Below are 15,833 nucleotides of genomic sequence, written 5' to 3'. Positions count from 1 at the left end.
GAACAATCGAGTCGATTATGGATTGGGCCAAGTCCAATCTTCTTGATCAGAAGAGTCGATTGTGGATTCACCGACGAATTTTCAGGTCGGTGATCTTCTCCAATATCCCCCAATCGGTTCCCTCTCCCTCTGGGAGAGGGCTAGGGTGAGGGGCTTTTCAGACACTACCGATATCCCGCATCAACAACCCAAACCGCAAATCCACCGTATCCGGAATCGGTAGATACACCGTGTGCCCATCCCCCGGCGCTACCTCGAGAGCCTCACCCTTGACGCTCCGCAACTCACGCAGATCAAAATGAAAATTGCCCTCGGGCGTCATCAATTCCAGATGATCACCCAGACCAAAACGGTTCTTCACCTTGACCTCGGCCAGCCCCTCACGCCGCTCACCAGTCAGCTCACCCACGAACTGCTGACGGTCCGACACCGAACTGCCGTGCTGATAATTCTGGTACTCGTCATGCACATGCCGGCGCAGAAAACCTTCGGTGTAGCCGCGCTGGGCCAGTGACTCAAGATCCGTCATCAGGCTGCGATCAAATTCACGGCCAGCCACCGCATCATCAATCGCTCGGCGATAAACATGCGTGGTACGCGCGCAATAGAAGTGCGATTTGGTCCGGCCTTCGATCTTTAGTGAATGTACGCCCATACGCGTCAGACGCTCGACATGCTGCACCGCGCGCAGGTCCTTGGCGTTCATGATGTAGGTGCCGTGCTCGTCCTCGAAGGCGGGCATCAATTCGTCGGGACGGTTGGCTTCCTGTAACAGGAACACCTGATCGGTGGGCGCGCCGAGGCCCAGGGTCGGCTCGGGCTGACAGGTCTGGACGATTTCGCCGAGCTGGTTTTCCGTGGCCTCTTGCGCCGAGTATTTCCAGCGACAGGCGTTGGTGCAGCTGCCCTGATTGGCATCGCGCTTGTTCATGTAACCCGACAGCAGGCAGCGCCCGGAGTAGGCCATGCACAGCGCGCCGTGGACGAACACTTCCAGCTCCATGCCGGGCACCTGTTCACGGATTTCGCCGATTTCCTCCAGCGACAATTCCCGCGACAGGATGATCCGGCTCAGCCCCTGTTGCTGCCAGAACTCGACACTCGCCCAGTTCACCGTGTTGGCCTGCACCGACAGGTGAATCGGCATCTGCGGGAAATGCCGACGCACCAGCATGATCAGCCCCGGGTCGGACATGATCAGTGCATCCGGCGCCATCTCGATCACCGGCGCCAGATCCTTGAGGAAGGTCTTCAGCTTGGCGTTGTGCGGCGCGATGTTGACCACCACGTAGAAGCGCTTGCCCTGCGCCTGGGCCTCACGAATCCCCAGCGCCAGGTTGGCGTGATCGAACTCGTTGTTGCGCACCCGCAGGCTGTAACGCGGTTGGCCGGCGTAGACCGCATCGGCACCGTAGGCAAAGGCGTAGCGCATGTTTTTCAGGGTGCCGGCGGGGGCAAGCAGTTCGGGAGCGGCGAGGGTCGGGGTCATGGGCGTGTCGGTCGCAAAAGCGCGGCAGGGTAATGCGGATCCGGGCGAGGTTTGTTGATCTGGGTCTATGTTTGGGTCGAGCGCTTCATCTGTGCAGAAACAGTACAGATAATGTGCCGGTTTCACTGTGTTCGATCTGCAGTTGCTTGCTTAAGCTCTGTTCATCACTCAACTGAACAGAGGCAAACTCCATGCAGCGTGTTACTCGTCGTTTTCTCAGCGCTTGTGCATTTTCCGGGGTGTTGGCCAGCACCGCTGCGCTGGCGGACAACCACCCGACCCTCCGCGCCATGTCTGGTGCCACGCCGCTCAGCCAGTTGCCGGCCGGCAAATCCGCCTTGCTGGTGATCGATTTTCAGAACGAATACTTCACCGGCAAGATGCCCATCCCGGACGGCCCCGCCGCACTGGCCAACACCCGTGAGCTGATCACCTTCGCCGACCGCCACAAAATCCCGGTGTACCACGTTCAGCACGTGGCCCCGGCCGGTTCGCCGGTGTTCGCCATTGATGGTGAAACGGTGAAGTTTCATCCGCACATGCAACCACGCGCCAAGGATGTGGTGTTGCAAAAGACCACGGTCAGCGTGTTTGCCAGCACCGACCTGAACCAGCGGCTGAGGCAGTCCGGCATCGAGACGGTGGTTGTTGCCGGCCTGATGACCCACGCCTGCGTCGCCGGGGCTGCGCGTGATGCGGCTCCGTTGGGCTACAACGTCGTCGTCGCTTCGGATGCTTCGGCCACCCGTGCGATCACTCGTGCCAACGGTGCGTCTATCGACAAGGACGCCTTGCACAACGCCGCACTGGCGGAAGTCGAGGACACCTTCGGCGATGTGCTGACCACAGATGAAATCGTCAAGTTACCGGTTCGCTGACCGGCTCGCGCTGATCCGCAACTATGCTCCATGAATAAAGATGGCACTCGTGCAGGCCCCGGTTGACTAAGCATCGGGGCGTGCATGACGCCTGACTGACATGGACCGGACATGAACGAAAAAAGCCTTCAATTCAAATCCCTCACCGTGCTGCTGTTGCTGGTCACGGTGGCGTTTATCTGGATTCTCCTGCCGTTCTACGGCGCAGTGTTCTGGGCGGTGATTCTCGGCATTGTGTTTGCGCCGATGCAACGCCGGCTGCAGGCGAAATTCGGCTGGCAGCGCAACCTGACGTCGCTGTGTACCTTGTCGATCTGCCTGGTGATCGCGATTCTGCCGGTGATCATTCTCAGTGTGTTGCTGGTGCAGGAAGGGGCCACGGTTTACAAGAATATCGAAAGTGGCGAGCTGGACATCGCCGCGTATCTGGCGCAATTCAAGCACAGCCTGCCGCCGTACTTTCAGCACTTGCTCGACCGGTTCGGCATGGGCGAACTCAATGGCCTGCGCGAGAAAATCGTCAAATCGGCGATGCAGGGCAGCCAGGTGCTGGCCAGTCAGGCCTTCAGTTTCGGCCAGGGCACGTTCGAGTTCGTGGTGAGCTTTTTCATCATGCTGTATTTGCTGTTTTTCTTTCTGCGCGACGGCGCCGAGCTGGCGCGCAAGGTGCGCACCGCAGTACCGCTGGAGGAGAATCACAAGCGCCGCTTGCAGTTGAAGTTCAACCGGGTGGTGCGCGCAACGGTCAAGGGCAATCTGGTGGTAGCCGTGACACAAGGTGCATTGGGCGGGGCGATTTTCTGGTTTCTCGATATCCCCAGCGCGTTGCTCTGGGCGGTGTTGATGGCGTTTCTGTCGCTGCTGCCGGCGGTGGGTGCGGGGATTGTCTGGGCGCCAGTGGCGGTGTATTTCCTGCTTAGCGGGATGATCTGGCAGGGCGTGGTGCTGGGCTTGTTCGGGATCTTTGTGATCGGGCTGGTGGATAACGTGTTGCGCCCGATTCTGGTCGGCAAGGACACCAAAATGCCGGACTACATGATTCTGATCTCGACCCTTGGCGGTCTGGCGGTGTTTGGTCTCAACGGTTTTGTGATCGGGCCATTGATCGCGGCGCTGTTCATGTCGAGCTGGGCACTGTTCGCCGAAACCAAGCCCAAAGTGCAGTTGCCTTAAGCGTGGAACTGCTGGCTGAGGAGCTTCTGCGACAACGCTTGCGCGGCGGGCAGTGAGGTGAGCGGGCCGCTGATGGCCTCGCCGTCGCGCATCAGATACCAGCAGGCGAGCAAGCCCGAAGCCCTGAGCGAAGCGGGAACGGCGCTGCCGATAACGGACATGATTTGAACCTGAGCCATGACGAGTACCTCCATCTATCAATGGAGCTACCTTAGAGATTCGCCGGTTCTACGGACAATCAACGCTTTCGATAGTGGTCATTGACGCCGTTGAGGGCTGGCTCAGTCGACCACCTGATCGAGCATGTGCATGACTTCGCGCTCGTTGAGCAAACCTTTGTGCACCAGGTTCTCCGCGAGCAGCGAGAGAAATTTCGCGCAGCGATGGCCTTCCAGGTGCTTGAGTTCGGTCAGCGCGCTGTACACCTTGCTGGAGGTGCACAAGCCGACGATGCGGTGCGGGTTTTGTGTTGGCATACAGTCGTCCTTGTTGTTATCAACCTGTTGTTTACGGACGGATTCAGATTGCAGCTCCGTCATGACAAAAAAGTGACCGTTTTGTGGAAATGTACATAACGGTCACTCAATCATGCCGACTTTAGCCGGGGAAACTGTCCTCACAGCGACCTTGGCGAGATTTTTTCAGACGCTGGCCGACCAACGGTCATAAAAAAGCCCCGCTATAAAAGCGGGGCTCTTTGTTGTGATTACCAGCGTGGACCGCCGTAGTAGCCATGTGGCCGGCCGTAATAACCGCGAGGCGGGCCGTAGTAGACGGGGGCCTGTTGAATGTACACCGGTTGCTGCACATACACCGGTGCTGGCTGGTAATAGACCGGCGGAGGTGGCTGCTGCACGTATACCGGTTGCGGCTGCACATAAACCGGCTGTTGCTGCACATACACCGGCCGATCCTGGTTGATCAGTGCCGAGCCGATGATGGCCGAGCCGACGATCGCGCCAAACACCGCAGGGCCTTGCCAGCCGTGGCCACCACCGGCTTCTGCCTGACCAGTGACAGCGAGTGCGCCAATCAATAAGGCCAGAATGGGGAGTTTACGAATCATGATAAGTCCTCGGTTCTTCGACCCGGCGGCAGGGCCTGCACCAGGCCCACAGTTGTCGCGGGGATACTTCTAAGACAGCGAAATTCTGAAAATCAGCACAGCCGCTGGGTAAATTTTGTGTAAGGTCTGTACCGGCTTCTTTACCGGGCCGGACAAGGGCCATAGAACACGTTTAGAACAGGCCTCAATGATCGTTCAGAACCCGATGGACTGGCTAATCCCGTCTATCCGAAAGTGCGTTTGAAGGAGAAGTTTCATGCAGATGAACCCGAACAAAGACACCCAACTGTGCATGTCCCTGTCGGGGCGCCCAGGCAATTTCGGTCTGCGGTTTCATAACCATTTGTATGAGCAGTTGGGTCTGAACTTCTATTACAAAGCGTTCAGCAGCCAAGACCTGACCGGCGCAGTCGGTGGTATTCGCGCCTTGGGAATCCGTGGTTGCGGCGTGTCGATGCCGTTCAAAGAAGCGTGCATTGCGCTGGTCGATGAACTGGATGCGTCGGCGGCGGCGATCCAGTCGATCAACACCATCGTCAATACCGACGGCCATCTCAAGGCTTACAACACCGATTACATTGCCATCGAGCAGTTGCTGAAAACCCACGCGGTGCCCAAGGATTCGACTTTTGCCCTGCGTGGCAGCGGCGGTATGGCCAAAGCGGTGGCCAGTGCCTTGCGTGATGGCGGTTACAAAAACGGTTTGATCGTCGCCCGCAACGAGCGCGCCGGGCGTGCATTGGCGGATTCGCTGGGTTATCGCTGGCAGGCGGAACTGGGCGAGGAGCGTCCGCAGATGCTGATCAACGTGACGCCGGTGGGTATGGACGGCGGGCCGGAGGCGGGGCAGTTGGCGTTCGCGCCTGAAGTTATCGCAGCAGCTGATACGGTTTTTGATGTGGTGGCGATTCCGTCGGAAACGCCGTTGATCGTGCGTGCTCGGGGCGAAGGTAAAAAGGTGATTACCGGTCTGGAAGTTATCGCGATTCAGGCACTGGAGCAGTTTGTGCTGTACACCGGCGTTCGGCCGAATGAAGAGCAATTTGCGGCGGCGGTGGCGTTTGCCCGGAGCTGATTCTCATGATTGTGCTGTGAGTTAACCGGCCTCATCGCTGGCAAGCCAGCTCCCACAGGTATCGAGTTGGAACACAAATCTGTGAGCAGCTCCCCTACCTTGTGGGAGCTGGCTTGCCAGCGATGAATTCACCGCGGTTTATCCTGCTGCCTATACTGCCTCCCCAGCAAGCACAGACTTGCCCACCACAAAAACCGTGACCGAGGCTCCCCATGCACCCACCCATTCTCAACCTGCATCAGGTCGAACTCGAACCCCTGCCCGAAGCCCTGGCCCCGGAAGGCGAAACCGCCGGGCGCTATCAGCAGCGCATGGCCCGTGTTGGCCAGCAATTGGGTTCGCAAAAACTCGGTTATCGCTTGTACGCGCTACCGCCGGGCATGCGCGGCAGTCCGTTTCACAGTCATCGGGTCAACGAAGAAATGTTTTACGTGGTGGCCGGGGAGGGCGAGGTGCGTCTTGGCGCCGAGCGTTTTCCAATTCGCGAAGGTGATGTGATTGCCTGCCCCCCGGGTGGTCCGGAGAAGGCGCATCAGATCATCAACACCAGTCAGGCCGAACTGCGTTATCTGGCGGTGAGTACTCAACAGCAGCCGGACATTTGCGAATACCCCGATTCGAACAAATATGCGGTGATTGATAATTTTCAGGTGGATGCTGAGGGCAATGCCTCAGGCTTCGTCGCGGTGGCACGGCAGGCGGATGGCGTTGATTACTGGGATGGCGAGTAAAACATAGATCCCTTGTAGGCCTTCGCCTGCTCGCGATAGCGGTGTGTCAGTCACATCATGTTTGACTGACACACCGCTATCGCGAGCAGGCGAAGGCCTACATTGGTTTTGTGCGGTTATTCCAGGCGGGCCAGGCGTTCTTCCAGTGCGGCGATCCGCGCCTCCAGCTCTTCGATGCGCTCGACTGACACGCCACTGCTTGCGCCCCGATCCGAGGGATTCTGCCGTGCCGCCATGATCGCCTCGATATCCGCCGGATCACCCAGGGCATGGGTGTAACGATCTTCACGTTGCCCGGCCTGGCGCGGAATCAACACCGCCAGCCCCCGCGCAATCAAGCGTTCAAGCTGATGCACCACCTGCTCGGTGTCTTCAAATTCATGCATGCGCCCACTGCGGGTCAGCAGCTCATTGACGGTCTGCGGGCCACGCAGAAACATCAAACCACTGAGAATCACCTGCGCCGGCACCAGTTCCAGTGCCTTGTCGACCTTGTGCTCCCAGCGGTCGGCGCGACTGCCCATCACCAGTTTGGCGAAACCGCGACCCTCCAGCGCACGCAAACTCTGCCCGACCTGGCCCTGAGTCAGGTTCATCACCGGTTCACGGCTGGTTTTCTGATTGCACGCCGTGACCAGCGCATTAAGGGTCAGCGGATAGGTTTCCGGACTGGTTGCCTGTTTCTCGATCAACGAGCCGAGAATGCGGATTTCCGTGGCATTGAGCCGTGGCTCGTCGAAGGTGGATTCTGGTTCAGTGGTCATCGCGCGTTCCCTTTGCAGTCGAAGGCGCCTAGCCTAATCCTTGCCAAACAAAAGGCAAGCCGTGTGGTCATCAAGCATGGCTATAATCGCCTCCTTGTTCCACCCAGCCACCACACGAGACTGCCATGACCATTTCCCTGTACGCCGCATCCGTCCCGGTTTTTCAACAAATGCTCAACGCGCTGAGCGATGTACTGAAAAAGGCTGAAGCCCACGCCACCGAGAAAAACATCGACCCGAACGCGTTCCTGCAGGCCCGTCTGTACCCGGACATGTTCCCGCTGACCCGCCAGGTGCAGATCGCCGTTGACTTCGCCAAGGGCGTTTCTTCGCGTCTGGCTGAAATCGAAGTGCCGAAGTACGACGATACCGAAACCACCTTCGCCGAGCTGCAAGCCCTGATCGCCAAGGTTCTGGCCTACATCGGCGAGATCAAGCCGGAGCAGATCGATGGCAAGGAAGGCATCGAAATCGTTACTCGTCCGGGCACCCCAAAGGAAAAACGCTTCAGCGGTCAGGCTTACCTGCTGACCTACGGTCTGCCGCAGTTCTTCTTCCACGTCACCACTACCTATGCGCTGCTGCGTCATAACGGCGTTGAAGTGGGCAAGCGTGATTACATGGGCGCGTTCTAACCATCAAAAGCCCCTCATCGGAACGCCGCCCGCCTAGCCCTCTCCCGGAGGGAGAGGGGACTGATCGCGTTGTTTGCCCGAGATATGCCGACGTGAAATATCAAGTCGAACTCAGTCTTGAGGGCAACAACGATCGGCTCCCTTCCCCCTCGCCCCCTTGGGGGAGAGGGTTGGGGTGAGGGGGAAAAGATCTCAGCCACAAAAAAGCCCGCCAAGGTTCACACCGTGGCGGGCTTTTTCATTACAGCGAATATTAAGCCGTACGTTGGGCTTTTGCTTCTTCACCCAGACACGCCGCAGCGGTGAACAGCACGTCAGTCGACGAGTTCAGCGCAGTCTCCGCCGAATCCTGCAACACGCCAATAATGAAACCGACCGCCACCACCTGCATGGCAATCTCGCTCGGAATCCCGAACAGGCTGCACGCCAGTGGAATCAACAACAGCGAGCCGCCCGCCACACCCGAAGCGCCACACGCGCAAATCGCAGCGACAACGCTGAGCAGGATCGCCGTCGGAATGTCCACGGCAATGCCCAAGGTGTGCACGGCAGCCAGGGTCAACACAGTAATGGTGATCGCCGCGCCAGCCATGTTGATGGTCGCGCCCAGCGGAATCGACACCGAATAGGTGTCTTCATGCAGGCCCAGGCGCTTGCTCAGTTCCAGGTTGACCGGAATGTTCGCCGCCGAGCTGCGGGTGAAAAACGCGGTGATACCGCTTTCACGCAGGCACTTGAGGGTCAGCGGGTACGGGTTGCGACGCAGCTTCCAGAAGACGATCAGCGGGTTCATCACCAGCGCCACGAACAGCATGCAGCCGAGCAGCACGGCCAGCAGGTGCGCATAACCGATCAGCGCACCGAAGCCGGAGGTGGCGAGAGTCGAAGCGACCAGACCGAAAATACCCAGCGGGGCGAAGCGAATCACTACGCGCACGATCACCGTCACGCCGTTGGACAGATCGCCCAGCACTTCGCGGGTGGTGTCGCCGGCATGGCGAATCGCGATGCCCATGCCGATCGCCCAGGCCAGAACGCCGATGAAGTTGGCGTTCATCAGCGCGCTGACCGGGTTGTCCACCACGCTCAACAGCAGGCTTTGCAATACTTCGCCGATGCCGCCCGGCGCGGTCACCGCAACGTTTTCGGTGGACAGCACCAGATGCGACGGGAACGCCATGCTCGCAACCACGGCCACCACTGCTGCGGCGAAGGTGCCCAGTAGATAAAGGAACAGAATCGGGCGGATATGAGTTTCCTGACCGTGCTTGTGGTTGGCAATCGACGCCATCACGAGGACGAACACCAGAATCGGTGCCACGGCTTTCAACGCCGAAACGAACACCTTGCCGATGAATGCTGTGGATTTCGCGGCTTCCGGGGCAAACATCGCCAAGGCGATACCAGCGATCAAACCGATCACGATCTGCGTGACCAGGCTGAGATTTTTCAAACGTTGCAATAGAGAAGGGGATGAAGCGGTCATAACGGCATCTCTGATTTTTTATAGGGTGCAAGGTTGCGTGGAAGCACTGGTAAAACGGGGGCAGATCAGTGCCACGAACCGAAAGTGTTGACGCGACATCAACGCCAATAAACCGGTCGTTGAACAGGCTGTACGTTTTTCAGGGCGCGGACTTTATCACAGCGTAGGCCTTATCCTTCAGGCCTGTGACGATCTGCCACCCGATCCATCGACAAGATAGACAGGTTTGTGCAAGTCAGTGCGGACACACTCTGTTAAGATTGCGCATCCTTATTTTCAAACTCTGCCAGCGGGCCTCCGGGTCAACGCTGGTGTCGTCGTTTTGCTGGAGTTGCGCATGCTGTTGCCCATTCTTCTGTTGTCTGCCGCCGGGTTCACGGTGCTGACCACGGAATTCGTCATCGTCGGCCTGCTGCCGGCGATTGCCCGAGATCTTGAAGTCACCATCCCGCAGGCCGGATTGCTGGTGACTTTGTTCGCCTTCACGGTGGCGATGTTCGGGCCTTTCCTGACCGCCTATTTCGCCCGCTTCGAGCGGCGCAAGCTGTTTATCAGCATCCTGATCATGTTTGGTCTGGCCAATACCGTGGCGGCGCTGGCGCCGAACATCTGGGTGATGGCGATTGCCCGGTTGATCCCGGCGCTCGGCTTGCCAGTGTTCTGGGCCTTGGCCAGTGAGACCGCCGTGGACATCGTCGGCCCGGATTTCGCCGGTCGGGCGATCGCCAAGATCGGCTTCGGCATCGTCTGCGCCACGGTGTTCGGCATCCCGGTCGGCACACTGATTTCTGACGCGTTCGGCTGGCGCAGTGCCTTTGGCATTCTCGCGGTCATCGCTTTTGCCAAAGCCTTGCTGCTGTTTGTTTACCTGCCGAAAACCAGTTTGCATCAGCATCAGGTCAGCTTCCGCTCGCAGTTCAAGATCCTGCGCAGCCCGTTGATGATCGGCCATATCGTCCTGTCGATTCTGGTGTTTAGCGGCATGTTTACCGCTTATACCTATCTCGCCGACATTCTTGAGCGCCTTGCCGGGTTCAACGGCACCGTTGTCGGCTGGTGCCTGATGGCCTTCGGCGCGGTCGGGCTGATTGGCAACTCGCTGGGCGGTCGTGCGGTGGACCGGCATCCGCTAGGGGCGTCGGTGTTGTTCTGTGCGTTCATGATTTCCGGCATGGTCTCGCTGGTGCCGAACATTCACTCGCCGCTGGGACTGGCGGTGGCGATGGGAATCTGGGGCATCACCCAGGCCGCGTTGTTTCTGGTCAGCCATGTGCGTCTGATGAAAGCCGCGCCGCAAGCGCCGGCCTTTGCCGCTTCGCTGAACATCGCCGGGGCCAATCTGGGCATCGGTCTGGGCGCTATCGTCGGAGGCCGGGTCATCGACAGCGCGGGTCTGGGCTTCCTTGGCTTTGCCGCCGCCGGTTTCATCTTGCTCTCAGTGTTCCTCGCCATGGTGCTGATGACACTCAAGCCGCGCGAAATGTGCGCTGAGGCCTCATAACGCCGTAAACAGCTCGCGTCGGGCACCTTCGGTAATCGCAACGATACCGGGGTGCTTGACCTTGCGTTCCACCGAAATGGCATAGAACGACTCGGTCACTGCGTCGGTCTGGCCTATCAGTTCGACGCCGTACTGGCGCTTCACTTCATCGGCAATCACGCTCGGGCCGATAAAAATCCCGCTGCCGGATTGGCCGAACGCCTGCATCAAGGCACTGTCATCAAACTCGCCGACGATTTGCGGCTGGATCTGCTGCTCGGCAAACCAGCGCTGCAAGCGGCTGCGCACTACGGTTTCCGCGCCGGGAATCAGCAGTGGCGCGCCGTGCAGGCTGCGCGGGAAATCCTGACCGTATCTGGCCGCCAGTTCAGCGGTGGCAAAGAAACTGATCCCGCATTCACCGAGTTTCTGGCTGTAGCCCTTGATGTCCAGATGCGAGGGCATCGGGCTGTCGGAGATCACCAGGTCCAGGCGCTGGATGGCCAGATCGGCGAGCAAGCGTTCGAGTTTGTCTTCGCGACAGGTGATGCGCAGCGGTTCGTTCAGCTCCATGGTCGGTGCGATCAGGCGATAGACAATGGACTTCGGCACCACGTCTGCCACCCCTACACGGAACAGGATCTGCTGTTCGTTGGGTTGTGCGCGCAGCATCAGTTCCAGTTCGCCGCCGAGCTGGAACATCTGCTCGGCGTAGGGCAGGGCCTGGCGTCCGGCTTCGGTCAGCTCCAGCTGCCGGCCAACCCGTCTGAATAATTCAATGCCATAGGTCTGTTCGAACAGGGAAATCTGCCCGCTGATGGTTTGCGGGGTCAGGTTCAGTTGCTCGCAGGCGCGCACGATGCTGCCGGTCTTGGCTACAACCCAGAAGTAATGCAGTTGTCGGTAGTTGAGCATGGCGATCTACACTTCGTGAAAACCGAAGTATAGCCGCTAAAAATACGAATTTTCCTGAAGTGTTCATCTCCCTAGAATGCCCAGCCATCGACGGCCGGTCTGTGACCCTGTCTGTTCATTCGAAGGAAGCCCCATGAAATACACCCTCCCAGCATTGATGTTTACGTCTTTACTGCTTCTGGCCGGTTGCGATCAAGCCGAGAAAAGTGCCCAGCAATTGATGGGCAAGGCTGCCGAAAGCGCCAAGCAAGCGATCGACGACACCCACAAAGCCGCCGAACAAGCGCTGAGTGATGCCACCGGCGGCTTGATCGAGAAAAAAGAAACACCGGAAAAAGACGCGGAAAAATCCGAATCTTCCTCCGAGACCATCTAATTCGTCTTACACAGAGTCAGGACTGACCCATGGAATATCTGTTACAGCTCGCCGCCAGCCCCACCGCCTGGGTTGCTTTGGCCACATTGGTGGTGATGGAAATCGTGCTCGGCATCGATAACCTGATCTTTATCTCGATCCTGACCAACAAATTGCCCAAGCAGTACCAGCAGAAAGCACGCCGCATCGGTATCGGCATGGCGTTGATCCTGCGTCTGGCGCTGTTGAGCACCATCGCCTTCATCGTGCAGTTGACTGCACCGGTGATCGAGATTCTGGGTCAGGCATTCTCGTGGAAGGACATGATCCTGATCGCCGGTGGTCTGTTCCTGGTGTGGAAGGCCACGACCGAGATCCATCACAGCATGGACCCGGCACCGGAAGACCCGAAGTCGGCGACTTCGACGGTTACTCTGGGTTTTGCCGCCGCCATCGGCCAGATCCTGATGCTCGACATGGTGTTCTCGATCGACAGCATCATTACTGCAGTCGGCATGACTGAGCACTTGCCGATCATGATCATCGCGGTGGTGGTGTCGGTGCTGGTGATGCTGTTTGCCGCTGAACCGCTGGCCAAGTTCATCAACGACAACCCGACCGTGGTGATGCTGGCCTTGGGCTTCCTGATCATGATCGGTATGACCCTGATCGCCGAAGGATTCGGCGCCCACGTACCGAAAGGTTATGTGTATGCGGCGATGGCGTTCTCGGCTTCGATTGAAGTGCTGAACATGATGTCGCGTCGGGCGAAGCAGAAGAAGTTGGCTGAGCAGGCGTAACCGCCAGTAAGCCAAAAAGGCCGCTTGAACTGAGTTCAGGCGGCCTTTTTTTCATTTCAGGTTCTCTATGCTCTGGTAAAACCAGCCCCTCACCCCAGCCCTCTCCCGAGGGAGAGGGGGCCGCTCGGTGCGGTTCTCAAACCTGAGTTCGGCTCGGTATTGCAGGTCGGCGTAGCTCGAAAAAACAACTCGGTCAGTCCCCTCTCCCTCTGGGAGAGGGCTAGGGTGAGGGACTTTTCGCTTTTGATGTTTAAACTCAATGCGCAGTCGCGTGGCGTACCCGGTGCTTCTCGGCTTTCTCAACCGCAGCAGGCTGAACCGGATGGTGATGATGGCGCCGCGAAACCCGCAGCACGCCCCACAGCATGGCGGCTGCCACGGCCAGCCAGCCGGCAATCAACATTACGATAGTCATAGTCAGGCTCATCAGTGCCTCCTCTTCGCCCTGCATCGGGCGCACACTTTTTCAATTCGCTCTGTTTCAGTGACAGTCTAGACAATGGGGTGTTTCAGACTATTGACCAAAGGTCGGTGGTGACCAATCAGTTTGCTCTATGCAATCGATGTGTCTGCCGCTTAAGGCTATACCGCAGCCTGGCGCGGCCCTATGATCGCAGGCGTTGCCGGAACACGATGACCGGCGTCTGAACAGAGAGTGATGATGGTGCAGGTATTTTCTCGAATTCGTGTGGCGCTGCTGGTGGCCGGTTGCGCGGCCCTGTTGGCCGGGTGTGCAGGCAGTGTCGCGCCTGAGGTCAAGCGCCTGCCGGAACGGGTCGAACTCAGCGGTACGTTCTATCGCGGCGAAGCCAATCAGAGCGGGCCACAAGTGCTGGCCAGCCTCTTGTCGCAGCAGGGCATCGTGATCACCCCGGGTTTACTGGAAAAACCACTGCACTTGCCGGGTGCCGAAGACAAGTTGCAGCAGAATATCCAGAACCTTGCACGCGAATACGGCATGGTGGTTTATCCACTGGACAGCAATCTGCCTGCGCTTTTGACGCAAGTGGCGGCGGGTTATCCGGTGATGGTGCGCTTCAGCGAGGGGTCGGCGTTCTGGGCCGAGCCGCGTTACGCGATCCTGTCCGGCTACGACCGCAATAAACAGAAGGTACTGCTGCGTGCCGGCATGAATCGCCGCGAACTGATGAGTTTCAGCGCCTTTGAATCGGCGCTGGAAAAGTCCGGTGGCTGGGCGATTCTGATTCAAAAGCCGTCGCAGATCCCGGCCGCTGTCGACCGTCAGCGCTGGCTCAAAGCGGCCGATGAGCTGGCGCAGGCCGGTCAGGAAAACGAAGCAGCGCAGGCGCGCAAGGCGTTGGCGGCACACTGAGTTTCCGTTCGTCATCTGCCGCGCACGACTGCGCCCGGCAAGCCTCCTACTTATACATCCCGTGTTTTGCGGGTGAATCAGGAGGCGATATGAAAGATTCCCCAGCAGCTAAAGGCCCGCATTCCTCCGAGCATTCCTCGGGAGATGATTTGGGGTTCGATCCGGACTCGCCCGATCTTGATGATCCGCAAGTCGATCCTGTCGGCCCCGCCAAAGCGCCTCTCGACGTCGAGCCCGGCGAGAATGCCAAGAAACCGGCCAAACCTTATGACCCGTTAGCCAATCTGAAACCTTGATGCGAGGTGCGTATGAGTACCGATTCAAGCTTCGATGATCAGAAACCTGACAGCGTACCCACGACGCCGGAGCCAGAGATTGATCCGGTGCTGGACCCGGACAGCCCGATGCGCGACCCGATGGCTCGGCCTAATGTGCTGACCCCCGAGCCTTCGCGTGATCCGAGTGCAGGTGATGGCATCCCCGATGACGACAAGATGCCGCTGCCCAATGACTGATTTACAGATGAAAAAAAGCCCCGAAGATTCGGGGCTTTTTCTTGGGTGGCGTATTACTTCGAGGCTTCAACCACGCCGCTCTGGCGCGACTTGAGGTTCTTCTCGGCCTTGTATTGTTGAGCCACCGCTGGAACGTTGGCGCTTCGACCGGTTTCCACCCAGCTACGGATGCGGCTGGCATCGGCAAAGTGGGTGTACTTGCCGAACGCGTCGAGAATCACCAAAGCGACCGGGCGGTTGCCCATTCTGGTCACCAGAACCAGGCAATGTCCGGCGGGGTTGGTGAAGCCGGTTTTGGTGATCTTGATGTCCCAGTCGGCTTTATTGACCAAGTGATCGGTATTGCGGAAACCCAGGGTGTAATTGGGTTTGCGGAACGACACGGTTTTTTCCTTGGTGGTGGTCAGTTCACTGAGGAGCGGGTACTTATGCGCGGCCACCAGCAGCTTGCTCAGGTCGCGGGCGGTGGAAACGTTACGTTCCGACAGGCCCGTCGGCTCGACGAAGTGCGTGCTGGTCATGCCCAGCGCTTTAGCCTTGGCGTTCATGGCTGCGATGAAGGCTGCGTAGCCACCCGGATAGTGGTGCGCCAGACTGGCGGCTGCGCGGTTCTCCGAAGACATCAAGGCGATCAGCAGCATCTCGCGACGCGGCAACTCACTCTTGAGTTTGACTCGGGAGAACACACCGCGCATTTCCGGTGTGCTGCTGATATCGACATTGATCCATTCGTCCATGTTTTGCCGGGCTTCAACCACTACCAAACCGGTCATCAACTTGCTGACAGAGGCGATCGGCACGATCACGTCAGGGTTGCTGGAGTAGATGACTTTGTTGGTCTGCATATCCATGAGCAGGGCGCTGCCGGAGGCGATCTTCAGGGTCGAAGCGTCGCGTGGGGCAGCGGTGGTTTCCGCAGCGTTGATCGTTGGCGTGATGAAAGTGCCTGAAACTGCAAAAAACAGGCTCAGAATCGAAAGACGAATTTTCACGCGGGCGAACTCATAAAAGTTGGATATTCCGTTAGTTTGTAACGGGTTATTTCTTCAAAGCGTCGCATTCTAGGAGTATGGCTGAAGATCTGTCGATGGTTGTTTGAGTGACCTGAAAATCTCGTGAAAAGGCCTGTAAAAAGAGG

The 15,833-nt window shown here is 58.4% G+C and carries 20 protein-coding genes; 11 read left to right on the top strand and 9 right to left on the bottom strand.

All coding sequences use genetic code 11. The features are described 5' to 3' along the window. Positions 1–157: 157 nt before the first annotated feature. The gene (gene yegQ, locus U6037_RS18855) at positions 158–1,489 is read right to left on the bottom strand and encodes a tRNA 5-hydroxyuridine modification protein YegQ (RefSeq protein WP_322844107.1); all 1,332 of its coding nucleotides are present in this window, start codon (positions 1,487–1,489) and stop codon (positions 158–160) included. 191 nt (positions 1,490–1,680) lie between these two features. Here yegQ and U6037_RS18850 point away from each other — a divergent pair, with 191 nt between their 5' ends. Both U6037_RS18850 and U6037_RS18845 read left to right on the top strand, forming a co-directional pair. After that, positions 1,681–2,367, top strand: coding sequence for a cysteine hydrolase family protein (locus U6037_RS18850; RefSeq protein WP_322844106.1), 687 nt, complete (start codon positions 1,681–1,683; stop codon positions 2,365–2,367). Positions 2,368–2,478: 111 nt separating this feature from the next. Further along, positions 2,479–3,540, top strand: a complete 1,062-nt coding sequence (locus U6037_RS18845; RefSeq protein WP_322844105.1) for an AI-2E family transporter — start codon at positions 2,479–2,481, stop codon at positions 3,538–3,540. On the opposite strand, the gene U6037_RS18840 is transcribed toward U6037_RS18845, so the two are convergent. The 3 genes from U6037_RS18840 to U6037_RS18830 form a co-directional block, all read right to left on the bottom strand. Further along, positions 3,537–3,719 (bottom strand): hypothetical protein, encoded by a 183-nt coding sequence (locus tag U6037_RS18840; RefSeq protein ID WP_322844104.1) that lies wholly within the window; start codon positions 3,717–3,719, stop codon positions 3,537–3,539. The genes U6037_RS18845 and U6037_RS18840 overlap by 4 nt on opposite strands. Positions 3,720–3,821: 102 nt before the next feature. Continuing rightward, a complete protein-coding gene (locus U6037_RS18835) occupies positions 3,822–4,016 on the bottom strand; it encodes a hypothetical protein (protein ID WP_016984641.1) in 195 nt (64 codons plus the stop codon). 230 nt (positions 4,017–4,246) lie between these two features. Further along, positions 4,247–4,606: a hypothetical protein gene (locus tag U6037_RS18830; RefSeq protein WP_007917357.1), complete on the bottom strand. Its 360-nt coding sequence runs from the start codon at positions 4,604–4,606 to the stop codon at positions 4,247–4,249. A 256-nt stretch (positions 4,607–4,862) separates the two neighbouring features. Here U6037_RS18830 and U6037_RS18825 point away from each other — a divergent pair, with 256 nt between their 5' ends. Further along, a complete protein-coding gene (locus tag U6037_RS18825) occupies positions 4,863–5,681 on the top strand; it encodes a shikimate 5-dehydrogenase (RefSeq protein WP_322844103.1) in 819 nt (272 codons plus the stop codon). Positions 5,682–5,893: 212 nt separating this feature from the next. Then, positions 5,894–6,412 (top strand): cupin domain-containing protein, encoded by a 519-nt coding sequence (locus tag U6037_RS18820; protein ID WP_322844102.1) that lies wholly within the window; start codon positions 5,894–5,896, stop codon positions 6,410–6,412. A 116-nt stretch (positions 6,413–6,528) separates the two neighbouring features. Here the strand turns inward: U6037_RS18820 and U6037_RS18815 are convergent, their stop codons facing one another. Beyond that, a complete protein-coding gene (locus U6037_RS18815) occupies positions 6,529–7,176 on the bottom strand; it encodes a YceH family protein (protein WP_110719311.1) in 648 nt (215 codons plus the stop codon). A gap of 125 nt (positions 7,177–7,301) precedes the next feature. Between U6037_RS18815 and U6037_RS18810 the strand changes: the two genes are divergently transcribed. Continuing rightward, complete coding sequence (locus tag U6037_RS18810; protein ID WP_194935590.1) at positions 7,302–7,811, top strand: DUF1993 domain-containing protein; 510 nt, start codon at positions 7,302–7,304, stop codon at positions 7,809–7,811. A gap of 253 nt (positions 7,812–8,064) precedes the next feature. On the opposite strand, the gene sstT is transcribed toward U6037_RS18810, so the two are convergent. Beyond that, positions 8,065–9,297, bottom strand: a complete 1,233-nt coding sequence (sstT, locus tag U6037_RS18805; RefSeq protein ID WP_322844101.1) for a serine/threonine transporter SstT — start codon at positions 9,295–9,297, stop codon at positions 8,065–8,067. A gap of 337 nt (positions 9,298–9,634) precedes the next feature. Here sstT and U6037_RS18800 point away from each other — a divergent pair, with 337 nt between their 5' ends. Then, a complete protein-coding gene (locus U6037_RS18800) occupies positions 9,635–10,798 on the top strand; it encodes an MFS transporter (RefSeq protein ID WP_322844100.1) in 1,164 nt (387 codons plus the stop codon). Here U6037_RS18800 and nhaR read toward each other — a convergent pair. Then, positions 10,793–11,692 (bottom strand): transcriptional activator NhaR, encoded by a 900-nt coding sequence (gene nhaR / locus U6037_RS18795; protein ID WP_322844099.1) that lies wholly within the window; start codon positions 11,690–11,692, stop codon positions 10,793–10,795. The genes U6037_RS18800 and nhaR overlap by 6 nt on opposite strands. Positions 11,693–11,825: 133 nt before the next feature. Here nhaR and U6037_RS18790 point away from each other — a divergent pair, with 133 nt between their 5' ends. Both U6037_RS18790 and U6037_RS18785 read left to right on the top strand, forming a co-directional pair. Further along, positions 11,826–12,068, top strand: a complete 243-nt coding sequence (locus U6037_RS18790) for a hypothetical protein (RefSeq protein ID WP_322844098.1) — start codon at positions 11,826–11,828, stop codon at positions 12,066–12,068. A gap of 29 nt (positions 12,069–12,097) precedes the next feature. Further along, positions 12,098–12,847: a TerC family protein gene (locus U6037_RS18785; protein WP_034154674.1), complete on the top strand. Its 750-nt coding sequence runs from the start codon at positions 12,098–12,100 to the stop codon at positions 12,845–12,847. 256 nt (positions 12,848–13,103) lie between these two features. On the opposite strand, the gene U6037_RS18780 is transcribed toward U6037_RS18785, so the two are convergent. Further along, positions 13,104–13,274, bottom strand: coding sequence for a hypothetical protein (locus tag U6037_RS18780; protein ID WP_322844097.1), 171 nt, complete (start codon positions 13,272–13,274; stop codon positions 13,104–13,106). A gap of 234 nt (positions 13,275–13,508) precedes the next feature. Between U6037_RS18780 and U6037_RS18775 the strand changes: the two genes are divergently transcribed. From U6037_RS18775 to U6037_RS18765, 3 genes are all read left to right on the top strand, one after another. Then, entirely contained in the window at positions 13,509–14,180 is a 672-nt protein-coding gene (locus U6037_RS18775) for a peptidase C39 family protein (protein WP_322844096.1), read from the top strand. A gap of 89 nt (positions 14,181–14,269) precedes the next feature. Beyond that, positions 14,270–14,476 (top strand): DUF6021 family protein, encoded by a 207-nt coding sequence (locus U6037_RS18770; protein ID WP_322844095.1) that lies wholly within the window; start codon positions 14,270–14,272, stop codon positions 14,474–14,476. 12 nt (positions 14,477–14,488) lie between these two features. Then, positions 14,489–14,695, top strand: coding sequence for a hypothetical protein (locus U6037_RS18765; RefSeq protein WP_322844094.1), 207 nt, complete (start codon positions 14,489–14,491; stop codon positions 14,693–14,695). A gap of 53 nt (positions 14,696–14,748) precedes the next feature. Here U6037_RS18765 and pbpG read toward each other — a convergent pair whose 3' ends face one another. Continuing rightward, positions 14,749–15,687 (bottom strand): D-alanyl-D-alanine endopeptidase, encoded by a 939-nt coding sequence (gene pbpG, locus U6037_RS18760; protein ID WP_322844093.1) that lies wholly within the window; start codon positions 15,685–15,687, stop codon positions 14,749–14,751. Positions 15,688–15,833 lie beyond the last annotated feature (146 nt).

It is taken from the genome of Pseudomonas sp. B33.4, assembly GCF_034555375.1.
Classification (GTDB): domain Bacteria; phylum Pseudomonadota; class Gammaproteobacteria; order Pseudomonadales; family Pseudomonadaceae; genus Aquipseudomonas.
This window is presented reverse-complemented; position numbering and strand designations above follow the sequence as displayed.

What these genes read in the sequence shown, in the direction of transcription:
- yegQ (WP_322844107.1), bottom strand. Translation starts at nt 1,489, where the DNA reads ATGACCCCGACCCTCGCCGCTCCCGAACTGCTTGCCCCCGCCGGCACC.
- U6037_RS18850 (WP_322844106.1), top strand. Translation starts at nt 1,681, where the DNA reads ATGCAGCGTGTTACTCGTCGTTTTCTCAGCGCTTGTGCATTTTCCGGG.
- U6037_RS18845 (WP_322844105.1), top strand. Translation starts at nt 2,479, where the DNA reads ATGAACGAAAAAAGCCTTCAATTCAAATCCCTCACCGTGCTGCTGTTG.
- U6037_RS18840 (WP_322844104.1), bottom strand. Translation starts at nt 3,719, where the DNA reads ATGGCTCAGGTTCAAATCATGTCCGTTATCGGCAGCGCCGTTCCCGCT.
- U6037_RS18835 (WP_016984641.1), bottom strand. Translation starts at nt 4,016, where the DNA reads ATGCCAACACAAAACCCGCACCGCATCGTCGGCTTGTGCACCTCCAGC.
- U6037_RS18830 (WP_007917357.1), bottom strand. Translation starts at nt 4,606, where the DNA reads ATGATTCGTAAACTCCCCATTCTGGCCTTATTGATTGGCGCACTCGCT.
- U6037_RS18825 (WP_322844103.1), top strand. Translation starts at nt 4,863, where the DNA reads ATGCAGATGAACCCGAACAAAGACACCCAACTGTGCATGTCCCTGTCG.
- U6037_RS18820 (WP_322844102.1), top strand. Translation starts at nt 5,894, where the DNA reads ATGCACCCACCCATTCTCAACCTGCATCAGGTCGAACTCGAACCCCTG.
- U6037_RS18815 (WP_110719311.1), bottom strand. Translation starts at nt 7,176, where the DNA reads ATGACCACTGAACCAGAATCCACCTTCGACGAGCCACGGCTCAATGCC.
- U6037_RS18810 (WP_194935590.1), top strand. Translation starts at nt 7,302, where the DNA reads ATGACCATTTCCCTGTACGCCGCATCCGTCCCGGTTTTTCAACAAATG.
- sstT (WP_322844101.1), bottom strand. Translation starts at nt 9,297, where the DNA reads ATGACCGCTTCATCCCCTTCTCTATTGCAACGTTTGAAAAATCTCAGC.
- U6037_RS18800 (WP_322844100.1), top strand. Translation starts at nt 9,635, where the DNA reads ATGCTGTTGCCCATTCTTCTGTTGTCTGCCGCCGGGTTCACGGTGCTG.
- nhaR (WP_322844099.1), bottom strand. Translation starts at nt 11,692, where the DNA reads ATGCTCAACTACCGACAACTGCATTACTTCTGGGTTGTAGCCAAGACC.
- U6037_RS18790 (WP_322844098.1), top strand. Translation starts at nt 11,826, where the DNA reads ATGAAATACACCCTCCCAGCATTGATGTTTACGTCTTTACTGCTTCTG.
- U6037_RS18785 (WP_034154674.1), top strand. Translation starts at nt 12,098, where the DNA reads ATGGAATATCTGTTACAGCTCGCCGCCAGCCCCACCGCCTGGGTTGCT.
- U6037_RS18780 (WP_322844097.1), bottom strand. Translation starts at nt 13,274, where the DNA reads ATGAGCCTGACTATGACTATCGTAATGTTGATTGCCGGCTGGCTGGCC.
- U6037_RS18775 (WP_322844096.1), top strand. Translation starts at nt 13,509, where the DNA reads ATGGTGCAGGTATTTTCTCGAATTCGTGTGGCGCTGCTGGTGGCCGGT.
- U6037_RS18770 (WP_322844095.1), top strand. Translation starts at nt 14,270, where the DNA reads ATGAAAGATTCCCCAGCAGCTAAAGGCCCGCATTCCTCCGAGCATTCC.
- U6037_RS18765 (WP_322844094.1), top strand. Translation starts at nt 14,489, where the DNA reads ATGAGTACCGATTCAAGCTTCGATGATCAGAAACCTGACAGCGTACCC.